Origin of the sequence: Peptoclostridium litorale DSM 5388, assembly GCF_900141635.1 — a bacterium.
Classification (GTDB): Bacteria; Bacillota; Clostridia; order Peptostreptococcales; family Peptostreptococcaceae; genus Peptoclostridium; species Peptoclostridium litorale.
Window position 1 is genome coordinate 97137 of record NZ_FSRH01000012.1, and the last position, 12061, is coordinate 109197.

8 protein-coding genes and 2 rRNA genes are annotated in these 12061 nt (G+C 40.6%); 1 reads left to right on the top strand and 9 read right to left on the bottom strand.

What is annotated here, in order from left to right:
• Positions 1-50: 50 nt before the first annotated feature.
• From fliS to BUQ87_RS11490, 4 genes are all read right to left on the bottom strand, one after another.
• Positions 51-521 (bottom strand): flagellar export chaperone FliS, encoded by a 471-nt coding sequence (gene fliS / locus BUQ87_RS11480; RefSeq protein ID WP_038266928.1) that lies wholly within the window; start codon positions 519-521, stop codon positions 51-53.
• Positions 522-535: 14 nt separating this feature from the next.
• A complete protein-coding gene (locus BUQ87_RS15695; protein ID WP_038266926.1) occupies positions 536-2182 on the bottom strand; it encodes a flagellin N-terminal helical domain-containing protein in 1647 nt (548 codons plus the stop codon).
• 65 nt (positions 2183-2247) lie between these two features.
• Positions 2248-2415: a hypothetical protein gene (locus BUQ87_RS15300; RefSeq protein ID WP_159434327.1), complete on the bottom strand. Its 168-nt coding sequence runs from the start codon at positions 2413-2415 to the stop codon at positions 2248-2250.
• Positions 2416-2426: 11 nt separating this feature from the next.
• The gene (locus BUQ87_RS11490; protein ID WP_038266923.1) at positions 2427-5579 is read right to left on the bottom strand and encodes a DUF6240 domain-containing protein; all 3153 of its coding nucleotides are present in this window, start codon (positions 5577-5579) and stop codon (positions 2427-2429) included.
• A 201-nt stretch (positions 5580-5780) separates the two neighbouring features.
• Between BUQ87_RS11490 and BUQ87_RS11495 the strand changes: the two genes are divergently transcribed.
• Positions 5781-6236 carry a YaaR family protein gene (locus BUQ87_RS11495; RefSeq protein ID WP_038266920.1) on the top strand — a complete coding sequence of 152 codons (456 nt, stop codon included), beginning with the start codon at positions 5781-5783 and terminating at the stop codon, positions 6234-6236.
• Positions 6237-6298: 62 nt separating this feature from the next.
• Here the strand turns inward: BUQ87_RS11495 and prfB are convergent.
• The 5 genes from prfB to BUQ87_RS11520 form a co-directional block, all read right to left on the bottom strand.
• A protein-coding gene (prfB, locus tag BUQ87_RS11500; RefSeq protein WP_143182467.1) for a peptide chain release factor 2 occupies positions 6299-7409 on the bottom strand; the annotation gives its coding sequence in 2 pieces (ribosomal slippage) (positions 6299-7333 and positions 7335-7409; 1110 coding nt in all).
• 14 nt (positions 7410-7423) lie between these two features.
• Positions 7424-10162, bottom strand: a complete 2739-nt coding sequence (secA, locus tag BUQ87_RS11505) for a preprotein translocase subunit SecA (protein WP_038267125.1) — start codon at positions 10160-10162, stop codon at positions 7424-7426.
• A 216-nt stretch (positions 10163-10378) separates the two neighbouring features.
• A complete protein-coding gene (locus BUQ87_RS11510) occupies positions 10379-11638 on the bottom strand; it encodes an amidohydrolase family protein (RefSeq protein ID WP_038266913.1) in 1260 nt (419 codons plus the stop codon).
• 67 nt (positions 11639-11705) lie between these two features.
• A 5S ribosomal RNA gene (gene rrf / locus BUQ87_RS11515) occupies positions 11706-11822 on the bottom strand.
• Positions 11823-11868: 46 nt separating this feature from the next.
• Positions 11869-12061: ribosomal RNA gene (locus BUQ87_RS11520) — 23S ribosomal RNA — on the bottom strand; the annotation flags it as partial.

Consider the following 12061-nt stretch of genomic DNA (forward strand, 5'->3'; position numbering starts at 1 on the left):
GGAGTTTATATAATCCAGTGAAATGACCTTTAGTTTTTAACCCTTTGATTTTAACCTTTTTCCCATTTGTTTCCGCTTCCTGTGAACTGTTCGTTCAGGTAGCCGTTTCCATAAGTCATTCCAGATACTGCTTGAGATGCTTTTCCATTTTCTATGCTCTCTTTGAACAATTTTTCTCCAAGCTCGCTCCAGCCCTCGTGAAGCGGAGTTACCACTTTCACGGCCTCGTAAAGTTTCTCTGTATCCATTGAAATATGAGCCTTCGTTATGAGTTCATTTACATACATGTAAAGGCTCTTGTAGTTCATTGCTATCTCAGAATCTCCGCTCAGGGTTGCAATAAGCTCGGCCAATATCTCCCTGCATTTGTTTATGGATTCGCCAAGTCTTTGAATGTCGCCCTTTTTAATATTGTCTATGGACTCATTTAAAGAATCTATAAGCCCCTCGTATACTATTGCCACAAGCTGGGCATCATTGGCCGACGCCACCCTGCCTGCCAGATATTCCTTTTCTATCATCTAATGCACCTCTTTTATCCTAGAAGTTTAAGTATCGACTGCGGCTGCTGGTTGGCCTGCGCAAGCATTGAAACCCCGGCCTGCTGAAGCACGTTTACCTTTTGGAAATTCGCCATTTCAAGAGCCATGTCAGTATCTTCCACACGTGACATTGCGGCAGTAAGGTTTTCAGCAGTATTGTCAAGGTTTGCAATTGTATGCTCAAGCCTGTTTTGAGTTGCTCCAAGTCTTGACCTTTCAGATGCAATTTGTACTATAGCATTGTCAAATACCGATATTGCAGCAGAAGCCTTTTCTTCCGAAGTAACGTCCACTGCATATTCAACCATGCTTGCTGAAATTCCGTCAGTTACAGTCGCTCCCGTCTTAACATACGACGCTCCCTTTACCCCCGGGTTTCTTGTAGGGTTGTCTGCGCTTAGCTTGAGTTTTTGAGCCCTTATGTCTCCGATTTCAAGCCTGAACCCCTGACCTGTGTTGGCACCCACCTGAAGGCTCGTAGTGAATTCTTTAGGCGTTGCCTCAAGATAGATGAGGTTTCCGTCAAACCCCGCTGTATTCGATGTAACTATAAGCCTTGCATTGTCAGATGTTCCTGCTCCCGAGTCAAATTTTGCGTCCTTGCTCATTGTAACTCCATCTATACCCGTTGCAAATTTGTTTACTATCTCATCAACAACTGCTTCAGGAGTCGCCTTGCCAGCTATGTCTATAGGTCTGTTTGAACCCACATATGGCGCCACGCTGCTGTCAAAAAATTCTATGGTCTCATTTCCTATTTTTATTGTGGATCCAACTTCAGGCATATCGTCGAAATAAAAGCTTCCCGCAGCTGTTCCTGTCGCATTTTCCGCCACGCCTGTATCCGTAGGGTATACTGGCGCTGCCGAGTCGAATGTAGAGTCTATCATTTTGACCGCATCTCCACTTCCCTTTACTTCAATTTTACTAAGTCCTCCCATGGAAGCCGTTGTTATTTCTATGAAGCCGTTCTTGTCTATAACAGCTTTTGCAGAATCTCCAATAGCATCATTTACAAGGTCCATGAAGTTGTCTAGCGTAGTCGCATTGTTTGTCTGAGTGAGGTTTACAACCTTCTCCTCGCCGTCTACCCATACGGAAAGCTGCTCGCTTGCAAGATTGAAGTCTCCAGCTCCCAGCGCTTCAACGTCTACGTTTCCAGTAACCTGTGCCGGCTCTCCTGTAGACATTCTGTGTACTAGCGCATTTGAGTCAGGTCCTTCATTTCCTTTAAGTACATTTCTCGTATTATATTCCGTTCCGTTTGCCACCCTGTTGACTTCAGATGTAAGCTGGTTTATCTCATCCTGTATCGCCTGTCTGTCTGACTCTGCCGATGTTCCATTTGCCGCCTGTACTGAAAGCTCCCTCATCCTTTGAAGCATAGAATGAACTTCCGCCATTGCACCTTCTGCCGTTTGAACAAGCGACACGCCGTCAAGGGAGTTTCTCGAAGCTATTTGAAGTCCCCTAACCTGGGCTCTCATTTTTTCACTTATTGCCATTCCCGCAGCGTCGTCTCCTGCTCTATTTATCCTCTTTCCTGATGAAAGCTTTTCAAGTGTCTTGCTTCCCACGGCATTGTTTCTGTTCAAAAGCCTGTGGGCATTCATAGCTGATATATTGTGATTTATTCTCAATTTAACATTCCTCCCTGCATTTTTAAAGTTTACATATACTTTATCGACTGGAACACCTATACACTTTAATCTCTTTTGCTTTTAATTTCATCTACTCTTTCTAAGAAGCTTAAAACCTGTGAAACTATGTCAAACAGCTCTTTGGGGACTTCATCAGGCATTTTAAATTCTTTAGAGTCTGCATTTTTTTTCATAAATCCTTCTAAATTCCTAGGTTTTAATCTATTGTCCAAGGCCAACACTCCTATATTTTAAGGTCTAAAACTCCCCTTTTTTCAAATAGCTCTCGGTTTTCTTCTTCACCTTCACTTATATTCGCATCCAATATGCCTGCGTTTCCTTCATCATAAAATGAAATCTCACCCATTGAATATCCGCTTTTTTCAAGAAGATTTTCCAGAATATCCTTATAATTTTCTATATGGCCTTTATCCTGCTCGTTTTCAAGCCCTATTTTCACATTCACATTATTCCTGTCAACTTTTATGTTCATGTTTACATTTCCAAGGTTTTCCGTTTCTATGCTAAGCACTACCGACATGTCTTCACTGCTCAGTCTTGATAACCCTTTTTTTCTATCCCTGAAATACATGTTAAGATTTGTCAGCTGCTCGTTCATATATACTGGGATCTGGTATATTTTGCTCTCTCTGCTAAGCCTTTGGCTTTCTTGCATTTTCTCTGACAGTTCTTTGAATTTTCTTTTAAGTGCGCTGCTTTCTTCTTCATTTGAAAGTTTAATACTGCTTTCAATCTCGCCTAGGGCCTCTTCAATATCTGCATATTCTTTTTCAAACTTCCAGTTTGACTCCCTTATGCTCTTTGATATTTTTTTTATAGTATTTTTAACTCCATCTATCTTTTCTCGGCTTTCCATATCTCCTTTTTCATCTATAAAATTGATGATTTCCGAAACCTTGTGCCCTAGCTGTCCCTTGTTTTCCACAAGTGAGTATGTCTTTTGAAGCTCCCCCAGTGAAATATGCCTCTTGTTTTTTATCAAAAATGCCAAAGTGCTTTCTCTCTTTGCACCCGATGTTCCTATGTCGTCAACAAGTCTTTTTAAAATTGAATCCCTTAAGTTTGCGATTTCATCCGGATTCTCCAATGAGCTTTCCGGTTGGTTTTTTATTGCTGATTCTTGTTTGACTTTTGGGTTTAAGTGTTCATTTTTAATATGCTGCTCCTCGTATTTGTCAACGTATTTAGACACCATATCGATATCCATGTTTTCGACATCTATATTTTTCACAATACTATCCAAAACCATTGGCGCCGACAGTTTGCCTCTTACATTCATATAGTTTCCATAGACATCATATGCCCTTTGAATATTTGACCTGCTTAGGCCGAGCCCATTTTGAACAAGTGCCTTTGCAACTTCTAAAGCATTCCTGTTTGGCTCAATATGTTGATTTACATATCTTTTGACCTCCCGTTCACTTTCACCGCTCAGCAGCTTTGGAAACTGCATATCTTTAATGTATCTCTTCTCTTTAATATCAGTTTGTGTGTTTTGCCTCATAAGCAAAACACTGCTAGATTCAATATTCTTAATAGTCATTGGGATTTGATTTTTCATCTGGAACGCCACTACGTTAAAATCAAGTTCCCCTATGTTTTTTAACGCCGCCGCCAGGCTGCCTGCTTTGGAGGCTGTAAGGGCGAATGTATTTGATTCTGTGCCTGTTTGAAATCTCAGTATCTGTGAATAGTCTGAACCTGACGGCTGAAGCGAAGTTTCATTTTTTCCAAGCAACACCTTTTCTATTTTGCTTATCTTGAAGTCTACATTCTTTTTGATGAGCGTTAACAGGTCTTTTTCATCTATTTTTTTCAGCATCTCAACCTTTTCAATTATATCTTCTACGCTGTTTTTTGTTTCAGTTTTTAAGCCTTTATCCTCTGCTGATTTTAATTGTTCATATTCTGCTTCCATATTTTGTTCTACAGGCTTTATATCTTCGCCATTTTGCGGCCTTTGGGCTTTTTCAGGTTTTATGCTTTGAATGTCATTGTTTTGAGTATTTTCAGACTGCTTCCCTTCACTTGAGCTGTTTTGAGCTGAAGCTTCTTTAAAGTCTCTTTTCTCCATTTGCCTGTATTTATTCTCTATAGCCACCTGATTTATCTGTATTTCGCCGGCTTTTTTTTCCGCCATCTTCATTCCATCTGTTTCCACAGCTTCAGACTTGGCATGCTTTTCCATCAGGCTTATCTTTTTTGCAATCTCCCTTATATCTACTTTTTCTATGTCCACGCCTTCCTTTACAAGCTGCGCCGCCTTGTCCCTGTCCAGATTCTTTATTATGCTTGAAAGCGCCGATTTCATATCTTTTATGCCGGTTATGTTCTCCTTTGTAATATCTATTTCACTTTTTATGAAATCCTTTGAGATCTTAATATTTTCATCAGACGCCTCAAATCCAGATTCTCCAAGCAATCTCACTATGTCTTCCTTCAAAAGCCTAAGTTCCTTTTCAGTAACCCTTGTTTTTCCAATTTTGACCGGTGCATATCCCTTTAAATTGAGTTTTTGCTCCAATCCGGCCGATTCTATACTTCCCTTTTTTACGAATCTTTTTATGTTATACAGGTTTCCTATGCTTACATCCAACTTGTTCTTAAGCGTATCTATGAAAGTGGAGTTTTCTACATATTGCAGCTTATCCAGCTTGTAAAACACGTCGTTTATCTTTTCTATGTTCTTTTTTGTGATATTTACATTTCTTTTGTGAAGTGATTTTATTATATCCGTTATATCTTTTCCCATACTGCTTCCATATATTCTCTTTGCTATGCTTTCCGCCTTTTCTGTCGTAATCTCCTTTTTGCCAAACATCTTCAGTATAGAAAAGCCCTCTTTTTCTTCCTTCAGCTCTTCCAGCGAAATGGCAATTTCTTGAAGGGATGCATTTTCAATGTCAACATCCATTTTGGCGAGCTTTATGGCACTGTCATAGTCAAGCGAAGCTGCAATTTCGTCAAGGTAGACCTTGCCTGCCGCATAAGACTGGATGTTCTCTCTAGTCAGGTCGACTCCATTTACATTAAGCTCCTTTGCCGCATTCAAGTTATATTCGCTGGCCTCAATGCCATGTTTTTTAAGTATTTCAAAGTAAAAAAGTTTTTCTCCATTTTCAACTCTCGTGTCCTCTTTTTTGCTTGTCAGCTTTGACTTTACTATGTTTTTTCTGTCTATGAGCACAACTTCCCCGACACTTGAATCTATTTCCTCTTTAACTTGAGCTTCCAAAACGGTATTATCACCCATGTCGATTTTTATGTTTTTTTCATCCTTTTCAATCAATGTTCCTCTTATTTTAGGCGCTGCGGTAAGCGCAGTGTATGCGTCTGCCGCGGCACTGACTTTGCCTTGTAAAACTTTTTCCATCATACGAAGCCACCTCGCGTATTTTACTTATATTTATTTATCGTCATTCCACGAGCATTTGTTTAATTTTAATTCCACACAATAAAACAAATAACCGTTCGCCCCGCTTTTGGGCTTATTGTCGCAAATTCCATTAAAGAGTGTGAAAATATATGCCGATAATATATAATAGTATTATATACACGTTAATAAGGATGTGATGAATTGGCACCCATAAACAATATATCTCAAATTCCTAAAATACATAATCTTCAAGGTACGGATTCAGTTCAAAAAAAACTAAAACCCAAACAGAGCGAATTCCTCAAGACATTTGAAAAGATAAAATCTGACGACGTCAGAAAAAAGCTTGAGGGCATATTTGAAAAAATCGTTGAAAAGTCGGATCATCTCAAAGACAACCTGTATCTTAAGGATGTTTTGGAGTATAAAAAACTTGTTAAGCACTTTCTTGGAGTTGCCGTTGAAAACTCACACGTTTTCTCACAGCAAAACTTCCTTGACAGAAGAGGAAGGCACAGGGTCTACTCAATTGTAAAGCAAGTAGACAGGGAGCTTGACTCCATAACCCGCGACTTCATAACAAACCATATTGATCACGCCAGAGTTCTAAAAAGCATAGATTCCATAAGAGGGCTTTTAGTGGACGTTATGATGTAAAGCAAAAAGCTGACAGTAGATTGTTATAATCCACTAGCCAGCTTTTTTACGTTTTGCACTTTTTATTTCAAATTCTTTAATGACTTTAAATACTCATTTATGAAGAGGTCTATATCCCCGTCCATTACAGCCTGTATGTTCCCCATTTCAGCATTTGTCCTGTGGTCTTTAACAAGATTATACGGATGAAATACATAAGACCTTATCTGGCTTCCCCAGCTTATCTGGGAGTATTCGCCCTGTATGTCCTCTATTCTTTCCTTGTTTTCAAGCTCCTTTATCTCTATGAGCTTTGCCGTAAGCATCTGCATGGCCATTTGCTTGTTACTGTGCTGTGACCTTTGGTTTTGGCACTGAACTACAATTCCCGTAGGCATATGGGTTATCCTGACCGCCGAGTCTGTCTTGTTGACGTGCTGCCCCCCTGCACCCGAAGCCCTGTACGTGTCTATTTTAAGGTCCGACTGGTTTATGTCGATTTCAACATTTTCATCCAGTTCAGGTATTACGTCTATAGATGCAAATGAGGTATGCCTTTTTCCTGAAGAATCAAACGGCGAAATCCTTACCACCCTGTGGACACCTTTTTCGCCCTTCAGATATCCATATGCATTTAGCCCTTCCACGAGTATTGTTGCACTCTTAATTCCAGCTTCAGGATCTTGTATAATGTCAACTATTGAAGTTGAAAATCCCTTGCTTTCAGCCCATCTCTTGTAAAGTCTCAATAGCATCTGGGCCCAGTCCTGGGCGTCAAGTCCACCTGAACCTGCATGAATTGAGAGTATGGCGCTATTTTTGTCATATTCCCCTGAAAGAAGTGTCTTTATTCTCATCCCCTCTATTTTTACTTCAAGCGATTCAATTTCATTTTGCACTTCCTTTTCAAGAGACATGTCATCTTCTTCTTGGGCAAGCTCTATCATTATCTGTATCTCTTCATATGAATCTGAAAGCCCCCTGTAGTTTTCAAGGTCTTCCTTAAGAGCCTTGTTGCTTTGAAGCATCTTTTGGGCTTTTTCATTGTCATTCCAAAAGTCTGGCTGAAGCATTTTTTGTTCCTGGTTTTCCATCTCTTCTTTCATGGCATCTATGTCAAAGAGAAACCCTCAGTTCTTTTATTGATTCACTTATCTCTTCAAGCTTTTGGTTGTATTCTTGTAGATTAAGCATATAATCACCCCTTTTTATTTGTTTTTACCGCAGCATTTCTTGTATTTCTTGCCGCTTCCGCATGGACAAATATCGTTCCTTCCAACCTTGTCCTCTTTGCTTACAGGCTGCCTTTGGTCTTCACCCGAGCTTTGAGAAAGGTTGTCTACATCTATTACCTGTTTTCTTTCTATTTTTTCCTCTACTGTAAATCCAAACAGATATTTTATAGTGTCCTCGTGTATTAGTCTTATCATATCTTCAAACATGTCAAATCCTTCGAACTGGTACGCCCTTACCGGATCCTCCTGTCCTATCGCCCTCAGGCCTATTCCCTGTCTAAGCTGGTCCATGGCGTCTATATGATCGACCCATTTCGTGTCCACTACCTGAAGGAGCATTATCCTTTCTATCTCCCTCATTCGCTCTTCGCCTATCATCTGTTCCTTTTCTTCATATATACCCATTGCAGTATCTATAAGCATATCCTTTATCTTCTGCCTGTCAAGCTGCTCTATGTCTCCGAAATCTATGCTTCCCTTTGGAAGGAATGTCGAATAAAGATGCTCTTTAAGCCCCGCAATATCCCACTCTTCTGGATAGCTTCCGTCAGATGTGTAAATATCCGCATAGTGCTCTATGGTCTTTTGTATCATTGACACTATGTTTTCCCTTATGTTCTCGCCCTCTAGAACGCTTCTTCTCTCCTTGTATATTATCTCCCTTTGCTTGTTCATTACATCGTCAAACTGGAGTACGTGCTTTCTTATTCCAAAGTTTCTTCCTTCGACTTTCTTTTGTGCGTTCTCTATAGACTTTGAAAGTATAGCATGTTCTATAGGAGTGTCATCGTCCATTCCCAGTTTTTCTACTACACCCTTTATTTTCTCGCTTCCAAAAAGCCTCATTATGTCGTCTTCAAGGCTTATATAAAACCTTGACATACCGTTGTCTCCCTGACGTCCGGCACGACCTCTCAGCTGGTTGTCTATTCTTCTTGACTCGTGTCTTTCAGTTCCAAGTATGCATAGTCCTCCCGCAGCTTTCACCTTTTCCTGCTCTGCATCCGTTTCACCTTTTATTTTTGAATATACTTCACTATAGTGATTTCTGGCATCAAGTATTTCCGGATCATCTGTTTCCGCAAAGCCTGTTGCAAGCGATATTATGTGCTCGCTATATCCAAGTTTTCTCATCTCTTTTTTAGTCATGAACTCCGGGTTTCCTCCAAGTACTATGTCGGTTCCCCTTCCGGCCATATTCGTAGCTATTGTTACATTTCCAAGCCTTCCCGCCTGAGCCACTATTTCGGCCTCTTTTTCGTGCTGCTTTGCATTTAGGACCTGGTGCTTTATTCCCTTTCTCTTTAGAACCGAAGAAAGCATTTCAGATGTCTCTATAGCTATTGTACCCACTAGTATGGGCTGGCCTGTCTTGTATCTTTCCTCTATTTCTTCAACTACAGCCTTGAATTTTCCCTTTTCGCTCTTGTATACTACGTCAGGCTCGTCTTTTCTCTTTATAGGCTTGTTTGTGGGTATTTGTACTACATCCATGCCGTATATAGACCTGAACTCCTCTTCCTCTGTCTTTGCCGTACCTGTCATACCCGAAAGCTTACTGTACATTCTAAAGTAGTTCTGGAATGTTATGCTTGCAAGTGTCTGGGATTCCCTCTGCACGTCAAGGCCTTCCTTTGCCTCTATGGCCTGGTGGAGCCCGTCTGAATACCTTCTTCCAAACATAAGCCTTCCTGTGAACTCGTCAACTATTATAATTTCGCCGTCCTTGACAACATAGTCTACATCGTTTTTCATAAGGTTGTTTGCCTTGAGGGCCTGGTTTATATGGTGTGAAAGCTCCATATTGCTTGAGTCTGCAAGGTTTTCAACCCCGAAGAACTTCTCGGCCTTTTCCACTCCGTTTTCAGTGATCATTACCGAATTGCCCTTTTCATCTATTACAAAGTCTACAGTTTCTTCCTTGTACTCCCTGTCGAATTTACTCTGTTTTTCCTCGCTCGGATCCATTTTTCTTCCCTGTAGCATTTGAACGAATGTATTCGCCTGTATATAAAGTCCTGTGGATTTGTCTCCAGGCCCAGATATTATAAGAGGGGTTCTCGCCTCGTCTATAAGTATTGAGTCAACCTCATCGACTATTGCGAAGTTTAGCTCCCTTTGGACCATTCTCTCCTTGTATATGACCATGTTGTCCCTAAGATAGTCGAATCCGAATTCGTTGTTTGTACCGTAAGTTATGTCGCATGCATAAGCATATTTTCTTTCCGACGGAGACTGTCCATGAACAGCCACCCCCACTGAAAGTCCCAAGAATTCATAAAGCTTGCCCATCCATTCCATATCACGTTTTGCAAGATAGTCGTTTACAGTTATAACGTGGACGCCTTTTCCAGTAAGTGCGTTTAGATACACTGGCAGCGTTGCAACAAGCGTCTTACCTTCTCCCGTTTTCATCTCCGCTATTCTTCCCTGGTGAAGCACAACTCCTCCTATGAGCTGGACCCTGTAGTGCCTCATTCCAAGTACTCTCTTTCCTGCTTCCCTGACGGTTGCAAACGCTTCAGGAAGTATATCGTCAAGGCTCTCTCCCTTTTGGATTCTTTCCTTAAACTTTCCAGTCATTCCTTTTAGCTCTTCGTCGCTCAAAGCTGTAAATCTGTCCTCTATTGCCTCTATCTGGTCTACTAACTTTTCTACTTTTTTTATTTCTTTTTTATTTCCTCCAAATATAAGCTCTTTTAAAAAATTCATAACCATGTACCTCATTTCGCAGTCTTTATTTTGTATTTTACATTCTATAAAATTCCAATTCATGTGTTTCTATTTATTTACATACCGCTTATTTTCCCCATAACATTCATTTTATCATAAATCAAAACCATTTTAATTAATTTTTCATTAATTTAGTCTATATAGATTCTGGATAACATTAAGCCTCTGAAAAAAGCATGTACATGAATATTCATGCTATCCTATTTTCACGCCTTCCACATATCTGGCGCATATATTCCTGTCGTCTCCCGTATATATGAATTTTTCAAGCCTGTCCAATATAGAGTAGTTTTGCGCTATGGCCTTTTCATCCTCTATTACAAGCGCATCCAGGCTGTATCCGTCTTCAAAGCTTCCCGTATTTCCAAAAAATTCTCCTCCGCCTTTTGTTCCAATGTAAAACGCCTCTGAAAATTCCACAGGCCTATACGATTTGTCCATTATGTTGAGTATCTTGGAAAGCTGCACCGCCCTTACTATGGCCTCGTTCATTCCTATTTTGTGCCCTCCAGCCACATCGCTTCCAAGGCCTATCTTAAGCCCTCTGTCGATATACTTTCTAAGTGGCATTATTCCGCTTCGCACGTTTATATTCGAATCAGGACAATGAGCTATAAACACGCCTTTTTCCCTCATGTATTCTATCTCTTCTTCCTCAAGATATATTGCATGGGCCATAACTGTTGGAGTCTGCCCGAAAAGTGAGTTTGAATCATACACATCTATATAGCTTTTATTGTCTGGGAAAATCTCTCTTACCCACTCCATCTCCTCCCTGTTTTCATTCACATGGGACTGCACTGGAATGCCATATTTTACAGCCAAATCCCCCAGCTCTTTTAACAGTCCCTTTGTGCTTGTAGGCGCAAATCTTGGCGTTATTATTGGCTTTACGAGCCCTTCGCCCTTATACATTTCTATCAATTGCTTTGTTCCCTCAATGGAATTTTTTGTGCTCTCTATTATGAAGCCAGGAGCATTTGTATCCATGTTGACTTTGCCCACATAAGCGCCCAGCCCTTTTTTCCTTAGGGCTTCAAAGAGTATCTGAGTGCCCTTTGTTGAAGATGATGCAAAAATGCAAGACCTAAGCGTTCCCACTGAAAGGAGCTTGTCTGCAAAAGCCTCATATGCCATCTCGGCAAACTCCTCATCCTGGAATTTTCTCTCCAGATTGTAAGTGTAGTCGTTTAACCATTCCAAAAGCTGCCTTGTCATTCCAATTCCGCTTTGCATATACTGCGCAGCATGAACATGGAGGTCTACAAATCCAGGTATTATTATCCTGTCTCCATAGTCTTCGATTTCAAACGATCTGTATTTAGACGGAATATCAGCATATATGCCTTCTATTTTTCCATCTTTGGCGACAATAAAGCTATCTTCATGTATTTCAAATTTTTCCAGTGTCTTTGTGTATGCTATATTACCCTTTATTATTGTAATGTTTTTCATATCTTCCCCCTGATTTTATGCATATATAACAAAAAAACCCTGGAATATTTTCCAGAGTTCATTACTTACGCAGCCACGTCCTATTCTCCCGGGACCTTCCGGTCCGAGTACCTTCGGCGCTAAGGAGCTTAACTTCTGTGTTCGGTATGGGAACAGGTGTATCCTCCTCGCTATAATGACTGCATTATGAAGATTTATCGAACCTTCAAAACTGCAAAGTTTTAATATTATTGGTCAAGTCCTCGATCTATTAGTACCCATCAGCTGAATGCATTGCTGCACTTACACCCTGGGCCTATCAACCAGATAGTCTTTCTGGGATCTTACCTTCTATGAAGTGGGAAATCTTATCTTGAGGTTGGCTTCGCGCTTAGATGCCTTCAGCGCTTATCCATTCCGCACATAGCTACCCAGCTGTGCCAC